Annotated in this window: 13 protein-coding genes and 1 other RNA gene; 4 read left to right on the top strand and 10 right to left on the bottom strand. The window is 63.0% G+C overall.

Annotated elements, in window-relative coordinates:
* Nucleotides 1-11: 11 nt before the first annotated feature.
* The 5 genes from ACK4FH_RS09260 to rnpB form a co-directional block, all read right to left on the bottom strand.
* Complete coding sequence (locus ACK4FH_RS09260) at nt 12-1,766, bottom strand: peptidoglycan D,D-transpeptidase FtsI family protein (RefSeq protein WP_409812916.1); 1,755 nt, start codon at nt 1,764-1,766, stop codon at nt 12-14.
* Complete coding sequence (locus ACK4FH_RS09255) at nt 1,763-2,134, bottom strand: hypothetical protein (protein WP_409812914.1); 372 nt, start codon at nt 2,132-2,134, stop codon at nt 1,763-1,765. The genes ACK4FH_RS09260 and ACK4FH_RS09255 overlap by 4 nt, the downstream gene beginning before the upstream one ends.
* Complete coding sequence (rsmH, locus tag ACK4FH_RS09250) at nt 2,131-3,147, bottom strand: 16S rRNA (cytosine(1402)-N(4))-methyltransferase RsmH (RefSeq protein ID WP_409812912.1); 1,017 nt, start codon at nt 3,145-3,147, stop codon at nt 2,131-2,133. The genes ACK4FH_RS09255 and rsmH overlap by 4 nt, the downstream gene beginning before the upstream one ends.
* Nucleotides 3,144-3,629 (bottom strand): division/cell wall cluster transcriptional repressor MraZ, encoded by a 486-nt coding sequence (locus ACK4FH_RS09245; protein WP_409812910.1) that lies wholly within the window; start codon nt 3,627-3,629, stop codon nt 3,144-3,146. Before ACK4FH_RS09245 ends, rsmH begins: the two co-directional genes overlap by 4 nt.
* Nucleotides 3,630-3,939: 310 nt before the next feature.
* Nucleotides 3,940-4,323: RNase P RNA component class A (rnpB, locus tag ACK4FH_RS09240), an RNA gene on the bottom strand.
* 104 nt (nt 4,324-4,427) lie between these two features.
* Between rnpB and ACK4FH_RS09235 the strand changes: the two genes are divergently transcribed.
* Nucleotides 4,428-5,390 carry a zinc-binding alcohol dehydrogenase family protein gene (locus ACK4FH_RS09235; RefSeq protein WP_409812909.1) on the top strand — a complete coding sequence of 321 codons (963 nt, stop codon included), beginning with the start codon at nt 4,428-4,430 and terminating at the stop codon, nt 5,388-5,390.
* Here the strand turns inward: ACK4FH_RS09235 and ACK4FH_RS09230 are convergent.
* The 4 genes from ACK4FH_RS09230 to ACK4FH_RS09215 form a co-directional block, all read right to left on the bottom strand.
* Entirely contained in the window at nt 5,387-6,124 is a 738-nt protein-coding gene (locus ACK4FH_RS09230) for an N-acetylmuramoyl-L-alanine amidase (protein ID WP_409812907.1), read from the bottom strand. The genes ACK4FH_RS09235 and ACK4FH_RS09230 overlap by 4 nt on opposite strands.
* Nucleotides 6,124-6,990, bottom strand: coding sequence for a DMT family transporter (locus tag ACK4FH_RS09225; RefSeq protein ID WP_409812905.1), 867 nt, complete (start codon nt 6,988-6,990; stop codon nt 6,124-6,126). Before ACK4FH_RS09225 ends, ACK4FH_RS09230 begins: the two co-directional genes overlap by 1 nt.
* A gap of 116 nt (nt 6,991-7,106) precedes the next feature.
* On the bottom strand, nt 7,107-7,817 hold the full coding sequence (locus ACK4FH_RS09220) for a TerB family tellurite resistance protein (protein WP_409812903.1): 711 nt from the start codon (nt 7,815-7,817) through the stop codon (nt 7,107-7,109).
* A 75-nt stretch (nt 7,818-7,892) separates the two neighbouring features.
* Complete coding sequence (locus ACK4FH_RS09215; RefSeq protein WP_409812902.1) at nt 7,893-8,792, bottom strand: hypothetical protein; 900 nt, start codon at nt 8,790-8,792, stop codon at nt 7,893-7,895.
* A 92-nt stretch (nt 8,793-8,884) separates the two neighbouring features.
* Here ACK4FH_RS09215 and ACK4FH_RS09210 point away from each other — a divergent pair, with 92 nt between their 5' ends.
* Both ACK4FH_RS09210 and ACK4FH_RS09205 read left to right on the top strand, forming a co-directional pair.
* Entirely contained in the window at nt 8,885-12,487 is a 3,603-nt protein-coding gene (locus ACK4FH_RS09210; RefSeq protein ID WP_409812900.1) for a hydantoinase B/oxoprolinase family protein, read from the top strand.
* A 221-nt stretch (nt 12,488-12,708) separates the two neighbouring features.
* Nucleotides 12,709-13,689 (top strand): NADPH:quinone oxidoreductase family protein, encoded by a 981-nt coding sequence (locus tag ACK4FH_RS09205; protein ID WP_409812898.1) that lies wholly within the window; start codon nt 12,709-12,711, stop codon nt 13,687-13,689.
* Between the two features lie 395 nt (nt 13,690-14,084).
* Here the strand turns inward: ACK4FH_RS09205 and ACK4FH_RS09200 are convergent, their stop codons facing one another.
* Nucleotides 14,085-14,636 carry a carboxymuconolactone decarboxylase family protein gene (locus ACK4FH_RS09200; protein ID WP_409812897.1) on the bottom strand — a complete coding sequence of 184 codons (552 nt, stop codon included), beginning with the start codon at nt 14,634-14,636 and terminating at the stop codon, nt 14,085-14,087.
* Between the two features lie 77 nt (nt 14,637-14,713).
* Here ACK4FH_RS09200 and ACK4FH_RS09195 point away from each other — a divergent pair, with 77 nt between their 5' ends.
* On the top strand, nt 14,714-15,058 hold the full coding sequence (locus ACK4FH_RS09195) for a winged helix-turn-helix transcriptional regulator (RefSeq protein ID WP_409812896.1): 345 nt from the start codon (nt 14,714-14,716) through the stop codon (nt 15,056-15,058).
* Nucleotides 15,059-15,061: the final 3 nt, after the last annotated feature.

Raw genomic sequence — 15,061 nt, 5'->3', positions numbered from 1 at the left:
CGTCAAACTTCTTACTGTCCGTTCGCCCCGAAGGAGACGAGTTGTGCCTCCCGCAGCATTTCGTTCTTCTGCGGTTGCGTTGCCGGGCGCAGCCCGAGAAGCGGCGCCACGCGCGTCACCACGCGCGATGTCACCGGCGCCGCGTTCCAGCCTGCCGTTGCATAGCCATAAGTGTTCTTCGTCGCCTTCGGCTCGTCGAACATCACGATCATCGCGTAGCGCGGATCGTTCGCCGGGAAGGAACTGATGAATGACGTGATGAGCCGGTTGCGCGCATAGCCGCCATTGATCGCCTTTTCCGCCGTGCCGGTCTTGCCCATCACCGGATAACCTTCGACGTCGGCGTTGCGGCCTGTTCCCTCCTGCACGACCATGCGCAGCAGCGTCTTCATCGTCGCGCTTGCTTCCGCCGAGATCACGCGCTCGCCAAGCTGTACGTCGTTGCGCCGAAGCAATGTCGGCTCCACCTTGAAACCGCCATTGACAATGGTCGATAAGGCACTCACCACCTGCAGCGGCGTCACCGCGATGCCATGACCATACGACGTGGTGATCGTCGACAGCTCGCCCCAGCGCGCTGGCACCAGCGGACGGCTGACTTCCGGCAGTTCGATCGCGGGCCGCGTCATGAGACCGAAGCGGCGCAGATAGTCCTTGTAGTCTTCCGTACCGAGCTGCAGCGCAATCTTGGCCGTGCCGATATTGGAGGAATAGACAAAGACCTCCGGCACGGAGAGCCAGCGGTTCTTGGCATGGAAGTCTCGGATGGTGAAACGCGCTACCTTGATCGGCTGCGTCGCGTCGAAACGCTCGCCCACATGAATACGGCCGCTGTCGAGCGCCGCTGCTAGCGTCACCGCCTTGAACACCGAACCCATTTCATAAACACCGAGAGTGGCGCGGTTGAACCGGCCCTCTTCCGGTGCAGACATCGGATCGTTCGGATCGAAGTCGGGGAGCGAGGTCATCGCCACCACTTCGCCTGTATGCACATTCATGATGATGCCGGCCGCTGCGAGCGCACGGAATTCCACCATCGCCTTTTCAAGTTCGTCGCGCAGCGCATGCTGCACATGCAGATCGAGCGACAGCATGACATTGGCATTGCGGTCGAATTTGGGCTTGCCTGCGGCATCCGTGCGGCTGATCGAGCGGTCCATGTAAAGTTCCATGCCCGCAAGGCCCCGATTGTCGACATCGACCATGCCAAGCACGGTGGAGCCGTTCTTGCCGTTCGGATAGACGCGCTTCTGTTCCTTGCGGAAATCGAGGCCCGGCAGACCGAGATAATGAACGGCATATTGCTGACGCGGGGTCAGGTCGCGCTTCAGCCAGACGAAGGCGCGGCCGGATTCAAGCCGCTGCACCACATCGTCTTCATTGAGATCGGTCAGCACGGTCACGAGCTGGCGAGCCGTCTCGTGCGGGTCGATCACATAGCGCGTATCAGCAAAAAGAGAAGCCGTGACGATATCCGTCGCCATGACCTCGCCGTTCCGGTCGACGATGTCGGGCCGGTTGACCTGCGTCGTACCGCTCGCAACCAGGGCCGCGCCCTCGCCACCGCCGCCCATGATGGCCAGACCGACAAGCCGCGCCCCGACCAGCGTGAAGCAGGCAGCGAAAACGGCAAGCGCAAGAAAGATACGACGCTGCGACGGCGTTCGGCGGCCCTCACGCACCCGTGCGCGCGGCTTTGAGATCGCGTCATGGCCTGGCGGCAAATAGCGGCCCTTGTTCGCGTTGTCGTTGTTGCGCCCGATCATTGGATCGTACTCCCCGGCGCACCCGGCGCGATGCCGCCGGCATATCCCCCGAGCGGCTGGCGGCCCGATGGCACATAGAAGTCATCGGCCATATGCGGCATGGGCACGTCTTCGAAACTGCCTATCTGCCCGGCGCTCAGCGGCTGCAGCGCCGTGTAGCGGCTTGCGAGCTCCTGCAGGCGTTCTGGCTGGTTCAGATAGCTCCACTCGGCACGCAGAACGCGGATCGCTTCCTGCTCGTTTGCAATGCGCTGCTCGAGCTGGCGCGCATGGCGCACGGCTTCTTCCGCTTTGTACTTGATGTCGTAGAGACCGACCGAAAGACCGATCACGGCAACGATCAGAAGAGAATTGATGACGCGCATCATGCGGCACCTCCCGCGAGGGAGGGCGCGACGCGAAAACCGAGCGCATCGAGATCGAGCGGGCGCTGCGGCGCGGCCGTGCGGATCGCGGCGCGGAGTTTCGCCGAGCGCGCCCGTGCATTCGTCTCCACTTCCTCATCCGAAGCCTTGCGCGCCTTGTGCGCGATTTCCTCGAAGGACGGAACCTCTTCCTCGACAGCGGGCATGTAGCGGTTGGGGCGTCCGCCGCGGCCCGTGCGTTCGGTAAGAAAGCGTTTCACGATGCGGTCTTCGAGCGAATGGAACGTCACGACGGCAAGCCGCCCGCCTTCGGCAAGAAGCGCCTCGGCGCCGGAAAGCCCGCGCGCCAGCTCGCCCAGTTCGTCGTTCACGAAAATCCTGAGCGCCTGGAATGTCCGCGTCGCCGGATGGATCTTGTCCTGCGGCTTGCGCCCGATCACCTTGGCAACAAGCTCTGCAAGCTCGAGGGTGCGGTGAAGCTCCGCCTCCTCCCGCGCCTTCACGATCGCGCGCGCAACGGCGCGGGCGCGCTTCTCCTCGCCATAGACGGCGATGATGCGCGCAAGGTCGCTCTCGTCGTAGCTGTTGACGACATCTGCCGCGCTCGGCCCTTCGCCGCCCATGCGCATGTCGAGCGGCCCATCCTTCTGGAAGGAGAAGCCGCGCTCCGCCTGATCGATCTGCATGGAAGAGACGCCGACATCGAGCACGACGCCATCGACGCTGTCATGGCCAAGCGCGCGTACCAGCCGCTCCATGTCGCCGAAGCAGCCCTCGATCAGCGTCAGCCGTCCGGCAAATTCGGTGGCGAGCGCGCGGCCGCGCAGGATGGCGCTCGGATCGCGGTCGATCGCGAGCACAGCGCAGTCGGCAGCGCCGAGGATCGCGCGCGTATAGCCGCCCGCGCCGAACGTGCCGTCCACATAGATGCCGCCGTCGCGAGGTTTCAGCACATCGAGCACATCGGCCAGCATCACCGGAACATGAGGAACATTGCCCTGGCCGGTAACGCTCATCGTGCGCCTCCCGTGCCATTGCCGGACTGTGCGTTGGGCGCGCGCAGGAGATCGCGGTTGCGTTGCGCCTCTTCCAGCGCCTTCGCGTAATACTCGTCATAGGCTTTCGGCTCCCAGACCTGGAAGCGCTGGCCCATGCCGACAAATGTCGCCTCATCCTTGATGCCGGCAAGATTGCGCAGCGTCTCGGGCAGGATCACCCGGCCATCGGCGTCGAAATTGAGTTCCGCGCTTTCGCCGATCAGCACCGCCGCCAGCGACTGCCGCTCCGGGGAGAACGGGTCGAGCCGATCGAGCATCTGGTCGACGATGTCGGAAAAGGCCGGGCCGCAGCCCTCGAAGAAGGCGCCCGGATTGAGCGGCGGAAAGCAGATCACGCCATTCAGGCCCTGAGCCATGGTGACGGCACGAAACTTCGCCGGAACGGACACCCGCCCCTTCGAGTCGATCTTGTTCGTGAAACGCCCCCGGAACGACTCCATCGCCCGACCTGCTCCCTGAATGGGCACCCCTTCCCCTGCGAAGGAGCCCTGTCACCGCGGGACCGGCTGGCACCAGAAGGGGCAGCATGGCCTTGTACGGGACATCATGGGATAACATGGGATATCATGGGCGTCAACGGGAAACCCCAGTAATTTCGCGGTTTTGCGCGGTATTTCCTTGCCTGACAGCTCGTCAAAATTGTCGATATTGCGACGAACATAAGTAGAACATTTGCCTGTACTTGAACCATTCTGGATCAGCACGGTTCAGGCGGGCATGCGCCGCGCGATGCAGTTCAATGTCGAAAAAAGCGTCAGATGGCCTGTAAGCCGGGTTCTGTACCCTTGCGGGCGATGACCATTCATCTGGGACGCCCGTCGCCGGACGCCTCAAGCAACCAACCCGGGCGGCCGCCCGGAAACGGGTTCTCGGGCTTTCGCCCGAAATGCCGCCCCTATTTGGTCTTGCTCCCGGTGGGGTTTGCCGTGCCGCTTCCGTTACCGGCCGCGCGGTGCGCTCTTACCGCACCCTTTCACCCTTACCGGTCCCGCAGGACCGGCGGTCTGCTCTCTGTGGCACTTTCCCTGGGGTCGCCCCCGCCGGACGTTATCCGGCACCGTGTTTCCGTGGAGCCCGGACTTTCCTCTGCCCGTCCTTCCGAAAAAGGAGGGCAGCGGTCATCCGGCCATCTGACCCCCTGCAAATGAGCCGAAAGCGCCCCTGCGTCAAGGCGCTTGCACTTTGGCGTTCGAACACCGACATAGGCGGGACAGAAGAAATCCCAAGGAAGGAAAGCAATGAAAGCCGCCGTCTATTACGAGAACGGACCGCCCGGCGTGTTCAAATACGAAGACGTGCCCGACCCCGTCTGCCCGCCGGAAGGCATCGTCATCGAGGTGGAAGCCGTCTCGATCGAAGGCGGCGACACGCTAAACCGCGCCCGCGGCGCGCTTCATTCGGCGCCCCACATTGTCGGCTATCAGGCCGCCGGCACCATCATCGAGGTGGGCGCGCAGGTGACGAGCCTGAAGCCTGGCCAGCGCGTGACGACCGTCAACATGTTCGGCTCCCATGCCTCGCGCCGGGCCGTTTTCGCCGCCACCGCCTGGCCCGTGCCGGACACGATGGACATCCGCACCGCCTCGGCAATCCCCGTCCCCTTCGGTACCGCGCATGATTGCCTGTTCGAATTCGGCCATCTGAAGCGCGGCGAGACCGTGCTCATTCAGGCAGGTGCCAGCGCCGTAGGCCTCGCCGCGATCCAGCTTGCAAAGCGCGAAGGCGCCACCGTCATCGCCACCGCATCCAGCGAGGAAAAGCTCGAAAGACTGCGCGAATTCGGCATGGACCACGGCATAAACTACCGCACGCAGGATCTCGTCGCGGAAGTGAAGCGCCTCACCGACAACAAGGGCGTCGATGTCGTCGTCGATCCCGTCGGTGGCCCCACCCTTCAGAAGTCGATCCTGTCGCTCGGCTATCGCGGCCGCGTTTCGACCGTCGGCGATGCCGGCCGCGAGGCGGCGCTCATCGACCTCTCGACATTGCGGGCAGGCAACCAGTCCGTCACCGGCGTCTTCCTCGGCGCGGAAATCTTCACACCGCGCGTCCATGGCAACATCGCGCGGATGATCGAGGAAATTGCGAAGGGCGAATTGAAAGTCGTGCTCGACAAGGAATTTGCGTTGAAGGATGCCGCTGCAGCCCACGACTATATCGAAAGCCGCAAGGCTTTCGGCCGCGTAACGATGAAACCCTAGCCCTTCGCGGCTTCGAGAAGGCGGCGGAGCGTGGCAATGGTGGAAACATCGGCCACCCCGTCGACCCTCTCGGGCCGGAAATGGCGCTGGAACGCAGTCACCACGGCTTCCGTTGCCTCGTCGTAGCGGCCCAGCACCTCGATGCCGTAGCCGTAATCGCCAAGCATGAATTGCAGCTCGGCTACCGTGTCGCCGCGGTCGCCGTTCTGAAGGCTGGGCCCCTCGATCACCGGTTCCGGCTTCACCCAGAGCCCGACGCCCGCTCGCGAAAGCCGCGCCCAGTCGAACCATTCGCCGGGGTCAGCCTTCCGCCCCGGCGCAATGTCCGAATGTCCGAGCACGCGGCGCGGCGGAATGGGATGGCGCGAAAGAATATCGCGGCACAGCGCCTCGACGGCACGCATCTGAATGTCGGGATAAGGCGGCGAGCCGAACTCATGCCCGCCATTCGCGATCTCGATGCCGATGGAACAGCCGTTGATGTCGCTCTCGCCCGCCCACTGGCCGACGCCCGCATGCCAGGCGCGCAAATGCTCCGGCACCATGCACGTGATCCGGCCCTCTTCATCCACGAGATAATGCGACGAGACCTTCGCAGCCGGATCGCAGAGCCGCGCCGCTGCCGCTTCCGCACTCGCCATACCGGTGTAGTGCAGCAACAAAATGTCGGGCCGCCGCCCCTCGGGACGCTCATTGAAATTCGGCGAGGGACGCTCGATCATCGCGAGAGACATCAGAACCCCGTATCCACGATGCGCTTCTGCCGTATCGACACGATGAGAACGCCGGTCAGCGCAATGCCTGCGCCGATCATCATACGTGTGGTCAGCACTTCGCCAAGCAGCATCACCGCGAAAAACACCGTGAAAATCGGCGAAAGCAGCGTCAGCGGCGCGGTCTGCGTCACCTCATAGCGCTGCAACAGGTAATAGATGCCCGCATGGCCGACAAGGCTCGACGCAAAGGCAACATAGAAGACGCCCGCCCATTCGAGCATGTTCGCCGTCATCACCAGTTCGACCATGTTGCTCTCGAAGGCAAGGGACGCAGCGAGCATCAGCGGCGCGGCGGCAACCGCCACCCAGGCCTGCAGCTCGAACACGCCGACATTCTTCAACTGCCGCTGATAGATCGTGCCGACCGAACCGACCAGCGCCGAGGCGACGACGAAGAGCAGCCCGTCGATATAGGTGAACACCGCCGGATCGAAGCTGATGACCATGACACCGAGAAACGACAGCGAAATGCCGAGCCAGCGCCGCCAGTGTACCTCTTCCTTCAGGAAGATGATGGACATGATCGTGGCGAAGGGCACGCCGAGCTGGCTCGTCACGGCGACGACCGAGGCATTGGAAAGCGCTAGGCCAAGAAAGAAGAAGCCGAAGCCGACCGGCCCCGCGCACAGCGCGATGATGGTGACTTCCTTCATCCGCCCCTTGTGAATCTTCAGGAACGGAAACAGCACCAGCACGATCAGCGTGAATCGCAGCGCCGCGAACAGCAGCGGCGGAAAATGCTCGAGCGACACCTTCGCGGCAATCAGCGCGAAACCCCAGATCAGATTGATGAGGACCATGAAGCCCAGATGGAGGGGGGTCATCTCGAAACCGCGGGAAGCCCGGCGAAAGGCCCGCCGGATGATTGTGATTTTTCTTGTGTTATCCCAACGGCGCCGGGGCGACTAGAGCCGGAAACGAATAAAAACAGGAGCGGCCCTCACGCCGCGATGCCTCTCGCCTTGACGACCCGGTCATAGGCGACGTTGATCGCGGCGAGCTTCTCATTGGCGATGCTGACAAGCTCGGGCGGCACCCCGCGCGCAATCAGCATGTCGGGGTGATTTTCGCGCACGAGGCGGCGATAGGCCTTTTTCAGGTCTTCGTCGGAAATATCGGGCGTAATGCCGAGCACGAGATAGGGGTCGCCCTTTTCCTGCCCCAGATGGCTCACCCGGATACGGGCGAACTCGATTTCCGAAAAGCCGAAAATATCGGCCACCGTGCGCAGATATTCGAGCTCCTGTGGGTGCACATGCCCGTCCGCCTTGGCGATATGAAACAGCGCATCCATCACGTCTTCGAGGATCGCCGGCTTGCCGCGATAGATGCGCGCTACCTGCCGCGCATAGGCCTCGAAGCCCGCCACATCCTGCTGCGCCACCTTGTAGACGCGGGCGACATTCTTCGCCTCGCCGGGCGGAATCTTGAAGATTTCCTCGAAGGCGCGGATTTCGGAATCCGTCACCTCGCCATCGGCCTTGGCCATCTTGGCCGAAAGCGCGATCAGAGCCACCGTGAACACGACCTCGCTGTCCTCCAGCGCCCGGTCGATGACCACATGGCCGGCGACCGCGCCCAGAAGCGCACCAAGGGGCCCACCGACGGCAAGTCCCACGCCGGCGCCCGCGATTTTTCCCCAAATCGACATGGGGGGAGATTAGGGCCTTTTTCCGCGCTTCGCACCTGCGAAATGTGAGGATGACCTTGCGGAAAATGACCTTCCCTATCTGGCGGGGCCAGAGCGAAGCGAAATCGTCGTGTCCCCCTGGGCCAGGCTGATTTGCGACCCGGCAAACTGGCGCTCGAAAGTCACCTGCTCGACGGCATAGGCGATCGAGTTGGCATCCGCCGAGGATACCGCCAGCACCATACCGGTCACCTCCTCATCCGTGCCGCCGCGCCGTGCATTTGGGAAGTCTGTATCGCCCGCCTTTGTGTTGACGCCGGATACAGGAATCCGGCCATTGCCGCCCTCATAGGGAAAGTTCACCGTTCGAACAACGCTCTCGTCATTGCGCGAGATGACCCGAAACCGAATCTTTCCATCGGCCACGCCGAGATTGCGAAGCTCTACGGGCGTAAAGAAATCCGCCCACCCCTCGACCTGCGTGCCCGCGATGGAGTCGAGCTTTTCGTCTGCAAGGCGCAGATAGTTACCTACATTGTGGGGCCGAGGCACAATACGAAGATTGCTGTCGAAACTCGCAATCGAAAAAATCTCGATATTGCTCAGATCGGCAGAGTTTTTCGTTCTGATGCAGGAGTGCACCGCGCGCTTGCCGAACAGGTTCGATGCTTCAGCAAATGTTCCCCGAGTGCAATAAATCGACATGCCATAGGGTACCTGCTCGTAAGCGTTATCGCGCGGCACGTTGTGACATACGCCATCGACACATAGATTTTGGATACGGTCGTTCGTGACGATGGTACGATACACAGCAGTCCGGCTGTCGCTATAGACCACGTCGCCTGTAGAAACCGTCAGCACTTGTCCGAGCGCCTGATCGGGACTGACGATGAGATGAATGGTACGAACGTCATCAGGAAAACCGCTCGCCAGCGCCGGGGCCGCAATCCCCGCCACAGCCAGCATCACACAGAAAAATCTGATAAATCGATGCATTGAACTTCCCCCAAAGCGGCCTCCGGCAAACGGGGTACCGCAATGAGTATGAAGACTTCCATGCGCTGCATCGATAAAAATCTGGACACGGAATGACAAACCGCTGGGACTTCTGGATCGACCGGGGCGGCACCTTCACCGATGTGATCGGCCGTGCGCCGGATGGCACCCTCCATGCGCGGAAGCTCCTGTCCGAAAACCCTGAACATTATGAGGATGCGGCGCTGCAGGGCATCCGCGGCCTGCTCGGCATAGCTTCAGGCGCGGCGCTTCCCGAAGGCCGGATCGGCTCGGTCAAGATGGGCACGACCGTTGCGACCAACGCGCTGCTGGAGCGCAAGGGCGACCGCACCCTCCTCCTCACCACGAGAGGTTTCCGCGATGCGCTCGCCATCGGCTATCAGGCACGGCCCCATCTCTTCCGGCTGAAAATCGAGAAGCCGGAACTGCTCTACGAGCGCGTGGCAGAAGTGCCGGAGCGTATGAGCGCCGAAGGCGAGGTACTGACACCGCTCGACCGAGAGGCCGTACGCCGTGCCCTCGGAGCCGCCTTTGCGGAGGGCATCCGCTCCGTTGCCATCTCATTCATGCATGGCTATCGCTATCCCGCACATGAGGATGAAGCCGCCGCCCTCGCCCGCGAGATCGGCTTCACGCAGGTATCCGTCAGCCACCTCGTGAGCCCGCTCGTGAAATTCGTCTCGCGCGGCGACACGACGGTCGTTGACGCCTATCTCTCGCCGCTGCTTCGCCGCTATGTCGGCCGCGTCGCTGGCACCATCGGCACGGGAGATCCCGACACGCGGCTCTTCTTCATGCAGTCCTCGGGCGGCCTCACCGATGCCGCGTTCTTTCAGGGCAAGGATGCGATCCTCTCCGGCCCCGCAGGCGGCGTTGTCGGTGCGGCCATGACGGCGGCGGAAGCGGGCTTTGCAAAAGTGATCGGCTTCGACATGGGCGGCACATCGACGGACGTGTCGCATTTCGATGGCGAATATGAGCGGAGCTTCGAAACCGAAGTCGCGGGCGTGCGCATGCGCGTACCCATGATGCGCATTCACACCGTCGCCGCGGGCGGCGGTTCCATCCTCCACTACGAAGACGGGCGCTTTCAGGTCGGCCCCGATTCCGCAGGTGCCAATCCCGGCCCCGCCTGCTACCGCCGCGGCGGGCCGCTCGCCGTCACCGACGCAAATGTCATGCTCGGCAAACTCCAGCCCGACCTCTTCCCTCATGTCTTCGGGCCGGAGCAGAATGCGCCGCTCGATGCCGATATTGTGCGCACCCGCTTCGTGGAACTCGCTGGACAGATCGGCGGCCGCACGCCTGAGGAGGTTGCCGAAGGCTTCCTCCGCGTCGCCGTCGAGAACATGGCGAACGCCATCAAGAAAATCTCGATCGAGCGCGGCCACAACGTCACCGCCTATGCGCTCTCCTGCTTCGGTGGTGCAGGCGGCCAGCATGCCTGTCTCGTTGCCGATGCGCTCGGCATGAAGACCGTGCACATCCATCCTTTCTCCGGCCTGCTCTCTGCCTATGGCATTGGCCTTGCCCGCATCGCCGCCTCGCGCACCCGCGCCTTCATCAAGCCTTTCGGCGAGGCGCTTCTGCCCGAACTCGGTGCGGCCATCGCAGAACTCACGAAAGAGGCCGTCGCCGAACTCACCGCGCAAGGCATCAGCGAAGCGGATGTCGAAGTAACGCCGCTTCTTCACCTGCGCTATGACGGCAGCGACACCGCCTTGCAAACGGATTTCTCATCCCGCGACCGCGCCGCTGCCATCGCGGGCTTCGAGACAGCGCACAAGGCGCAATTCGGCTTCAGCTTCGAGAACAAGATGGTGGTCGCGGAAGCCGTCGAAATCGCCGCCGCCACACGCCTCGACAAAGGCAAATCAAGCCCCGCCGCGGCGCCCATGAGCCGCGCCCCAAAAACGGGCGACATCCGCAAGATCCATTTCAATGGCGAGTGGATAGATACGTCCATCTTCCGCCGCGCGGACCTCACGCCCGGCGGCCGCATGGCAGGCCCCGCCCTTATCATCGAGGACAACCAGACCATCGTGATCGAGCCAGGCTGGACGGCGGAAGTGACGCAGCTCGATCACATCGTGTTGACGCGCACCGTGGCCCTGCCGCGGCGCACTTCGATCGGCACGGGCGCCGATCCCGTCATGCTCGAAATCTTCAACAACCGCTTCATGTCCATAGCCGAGCAGATGGGTGCGGCGCTGCAGAACACAGCCTCTTCGGTCAACATCAAGGAACGTCTCGATTTCTCCTGCGCCGTTTTCGACCGCGCGGGCGGCCTTGTTTCCAATGCACCGCACATGCCCGTGCATCTCGGTTCGATGGGCGCGAGTGTGCGCGCCGTCATCGACCAGAACCCCGATATGGGCCCCGGCGATGTCTTCGTGCTGAACGCGCCTTACAATGGCGGCACGCATCTGCCGGACGTAACGGTCGTCGCCCCCGTCTATGACGATGTGGGCGAGACCTGCCTCTTCTACACCGCCGCGCGCGGCCATCACGCCGATATCGGCGGCATCACGCCGGGCTCCATGCCCGCGCATTCGAAGAATGTCGAGGAAGAAGGCGTCCTTATCGACAATTTCCGCATTGTCGAGCGCGGCCGCTTCCGCGAGGCAGAGATGCGCGCCATGCTGGCGCAGGCGAAATATCCCGCCCGCAACCCGGAACAGAACCTCGCGGACCTGCGCGCGCAGATCGCGGCCTGCGAGAAAGGTGCGCAGGAGCTTCGCCGCATGGTGGCCGAGTTCGGTCTCGGTGTTGTCGAGGCCTATATGACCCATGTTCAGGACAATGCGGAGGAAAATGTCCGCCGCGTGATCGGGCGGCTGAAGGATGCGCGTTTCGAACTCCTTATGGATGACGGCTCGAAAATCTGCGTTTCCGTGAAGGTGAACCGCGAGGCGCGCAGCGCCCTGATCGACTTCACCGGCACCAGCCCCGCGCTTGAAAGCAATCTCAACGCACCCTCCTCCGTGACGCGCGCCGCCGTCCTCTATGTCTTCCGCTGTATGGTCGACGACGATATTCCGCTCAATGAAGGCTGTCTCAAGCCCATCGAGATCGTCATTCCCGAAGGCTCCATGCTCGCGCCTTCATTCCCCGCAGCCGTTGTCGGCGGCAATGTCGAAACGAGCCAGGCCGTAACGGATGCGCTTTTCGGTGCTTTCGGCGCAATGGCCGCCGCCCAGGGCACGATGAACAATCTCACCTTCGGCAATGACCGCCACCAGTATTACGAGACCATCGCGGGCGGCGCAGGCGCTGGCCCCACCTTTGACGGCGCGGATGCCGTGCAGACGCACATGACAAATTCGCGCCTCACCGATCCGGAAATCCTCGAATGGCGCTTCCCCGTGCTGCTGGAGGAATTTTCCATCCGCCGCGGCTCCGGCGGCAAGGGCAGGCACAGAGGCGGCAACGGCGTCATCCGCGCGATCCGCTTCCGCGAGAAGATGAGCCTCTCGATCCTCTCGACCCACCGCATCGTGCCGCCCTTCGGCCTCGCAGGCGGCGGCGATGCGGCACTCGGCGAAAACGAAATCCGCCGCGCCGATGGCAGCACCGAAACTCTCGGCGGTTCCGCTACGGCAGAACTCGATGCGGGCGATACGGTGATCGTCAGGACACCCGGCGGCGGCGGGGTTGGCACCGAGTCAGCTTGAGGTCCACCCTCCCCTTGAGGGAGGGTCGAAATTCGCAAGCGTCGGCGAAGCGGATTTCGGGGAGGGGGACTCCGCCACCCGCGAATGAATTGCCCTCCGTTTCCCCTGCGCACCCCTCCCCAAAAATTCTGCACTTCGTTTGAATTTTTCGACCCTCCCTCAAGGGGAGGGTATGCTCATACGAAACACCATCTGAAACTGATCTCCGAAAGAAATCCCACATGAAAGCCATCCGCTGCCATGCCTATGGCGCACCCTCCTCGCTTACGCTTGAAGAACTTCCCGATCTCGCACCCCGCGCAGGTGAAGTCGTGATCGAGACGGAAGCAGCGGGCCTCGGCTATGTCGATGCGCTTCTCATCGCGGGCCGTTACCAGGTGAAGACGCCGCTCCCCTTCGTGCCGGGCAGCGAGGTGGCGGGCCGCGTCGTCGCGCTGGGCGAAGGCGTGCCGGAAAAGATGATGGGCACGCGCGTCATGGCGCTGTCGCCGCGCGGTGCGCTCGCCGAGAAACTCGCACTCCCCGCCATGGGCTGTATTCCCGTGCCCGCAAACATGAGCGCGGAGGCAGCCGCCGGCTTCATCGTCTCCTATTGCACCGCGCTCTACGGCTTCGCTGATTGCGGACATCTCCGCGAAGGCGAAACCGTGCTCGTGCTCGGCGCGGCAGGCGGTGTGGGCATGGCCGCAATCGATGTCGCAAAGGCCATGGGCGCGAAGGTAATTGCCGCCGCCTCGACGGATGAAAAGCGCAAAGCCGCGCTCGCCGCAGGCGCCGATTTTGCGCTCGACTATTCCGATCCCGAATGGCGCAAGCAACTCGAGCCCATCACGGGACGCCGCGATGTCGATCTCGTCTACGATCCCGTCGGTGGCGATTTCTCCGAAGCCGCCTTCCGCTCGCTGGCGCCCGGCGGCCGCCATCTCGTCGTCGGTTTCGCGGCAGGCGACATTCCGCGCATCCCGCTCAATCTGCCGCTCCTGAAGCGCGCCTCCATTGTCGGCGTCGACTGGGGCGGACATATCCGCGCGAACCCCGCCTCCAATATTCCGCTGATGCAGAAGCTGACGGAGTGGGTGACGGCCGGAAAAATCCATCCCGAACCGGCGGCGAGTTTCCCGCTCGCCGAAGCCCCCGCCGTGCTGCAGCGTCTGCTCGACCGCGAAAGTATCGGCAAGCCGGTCATCCGATTCCGCGCCTGATCCACATTCCTGAGCCAGAGAATGCACGAGAGTCGCACCCCCGGCCGTGCCGCAGTGCGGTATGTGACCAAAACACGAATGCTGACGGATTGTCATTCACACGCCGATTAAGAGGCAGATTCAAGCACTTGGAAGCCATTCCTGAAACGCCCGAATACGGCGCCGAGGCGCGCACCGGATTCCGCTTGCGATGCACCGCCGCGAAGCCTGAAAATCTCCCTCCACCCGCTAAGTGGAGGCTGAAATGCTCGCAATGAAGGTTGGGTATCTGGCGACCGGGCTTGCGTTTCTTTTCATAGGCGCGGTCACCATGGGGTTCTTCTGAACCCGCCGCGGCCGGCAGGCTGACCATGAAATTCGAAGGGCGCTTCCCGCGGGAGGCGCCCTTCCTCGTTTCAGGCCCGCGCCGGAAAGTGCGGCGCATAGCCCTCCATCGGCAGGCGCAGCGCATTCACCGTGAACGACACCATGTGATAGAGCCCCGTCAGCACCACGAGCTCGACGATCTGTTCATCCGCAAACTCTGCCTTGAGTGCCGCCCAAAGCTCGTCATCGACATTGTGGGTATCGTGCAATTGATCGACCAGCCGCACGATCAGCCGCTCCCGCTCCGTCCAGCAATCTGCATTCGCACGCGGCGCCACCGTCGCCGCGATTTCGTCGGGCCCGAAGCCGGCCTTCGCCGCGAAAAGCGCGATATGCACACCCCATTCATACTCGCCGCCGCAGCGCGCGCAGGCGCGGTCGATGGCAATCTCCCTTTCGCGCAGCGTGATCGTTCCCTTGTCGAGGAGCCCGCCTGCCATGAAGCGGCGGAAGACGCGCGGATTGCGCGCCAGCGTCCGGAAAAGGACGAGAGGTTCGACACCGGGCGGCATCAGCCTCTCGAGAGTCTTTTCCATGTCGTCTTCATAGGGCCTCACGGCCGGCTCGATCCTCGTGCTCATGCACCACCTCGATTGCTACGTTTTTCATAGCAAACATATTGCTTCTGTTTTCGAAGCACAAGCGCTATTCTCAGGCCATGAGCGACAGAAAACCAAATCCGCCTAAGCCTGGCCGCGCCGTGCGGGGCTCGTCTACCGGCCGCCCCGTCATGGTGCTGCTCGATCTGCTCGGGCGGCGCTGGGTCTTGCGGATACTCTGGGAACTTCGCGGCGAGGCGTTGAACTTCCGCGCGCTGCAGGCCGCCTGCGGCGGCATTTCACCAAGCGTCCTCAACACGCGTCTTGCCGAACTGCGCGAGGCAGCGCTTGTCGGCCTGCTGCCCGATGAGGGCTATGCGCTGACGAGGCAAGGGCGCGAGCTGCTCGCGCACCTCACGCCCCTCACCGTCTGGTCCGAAAAATGGGCGAAGTCGCTCGCCTGATCG

Origin of the sequence: Parvibaculum sp. (genome assembly GCF_046297875.1) — a bacterium.
Lineage (GTDB): Bacteria > Pseudomonadota > Alphaproteobacteria > Parvibaculales > Parvibaculaceae > Parvibaculum.
This window is presented reverse-complemented; position numbering and strand designations above follow the sequence as displayed.

Coding starts and splice junctions, on each gene's coding strand:
- ACK4FH_RS09245 (WP_409812910.1), bottom strand. CDS start 3,629: ATGGAGTCGTTCCGGGGGCGTTTCACGAACAAGATCGACTCGAAGGGG.
- ACK4FH_RS09195 (WP_409812896.1), top strand. CDS start 14,714: ATGAGCGACAGAAAACCAAATCCGCCTAAGCCTGGCCGCGCCGTGCGG.
- ACK4FH_RS09235 (WP_409812909.1), top strand. CDS start 4,428: ATGAAAGCCGCCGTCTATTACGAGAACGGACCGCCCGGCGTGTTCAAA.
- ACK4FH_RS09220 (WP_409812903.1), bottom strand. CDS start 7,817: ATGTCGATTTGGGGAAAAATCGCGGGCGCCGGCGTGGGACTTGCCGTC.
- ACK4FH_RS09200 (WP_409812897.1), bottom strand. CDS start 14,636: ATGAGCACGAGGATCGAGCCGGCCGTGAGGCCCTATGAAGACGACATG.
- ACK4FH_RS09210 (WP_409812900.1), top strand. CDS start 8,885: ATGACAAACCGCTGGGACTTCTGGATCGACCGGGGCGGCACCTTCACC.
- ACK4FH_RS09215 (WP_409812902.1), bottom strand. CDS start 8,792: ATGCATCGATTTATCAGATTTTTCTGTGTGATGCTGGCTGTGGCGGGG.
- ACK4FH_RS09260 (WP_409812916.1), bottom strand. CDS start 1,766: ATGATCGGGCGCAACAACGACAACGCGAACAAGGGCCGCTATTTGCCG.
- rsmH (WP_409812912.1), bottom strand. CDS start 3,147: ATGAGCGTTACCGGCCAGGGCAATGTTCCTCATGTTCCGGTGATGCTG.
- ACK4FH_RS09255 (WP_409812914.1), bottom strand. CDS start 2,134: ATGATGCGCGTCATCAATTCTCTTCTGATCGTTGCCGTGATCGGTCTT.
- ACK4FH_RS09205 (WP_409812898.1), top strand. CDS start 12,709: ATGAAAGCCATCCGCTGCCATGCCTATGGCGCACCCTCCTCGCTTACG.
- ACK4FH_RS09225 (WP_409812905.1), bottom strand. CDS start 6,990: ATGACCCCCCTCCATCTGGGCTTCATGGTCCTCATCAATCTGATCTGG.
- ACK4FH_RS09230 (WP_409812907.1), bottom strand. CDS start 6,124: ATGTCTCTCGCGATGATCGAGCGTCCCTCGCCGAATTTCAATGAGCGT.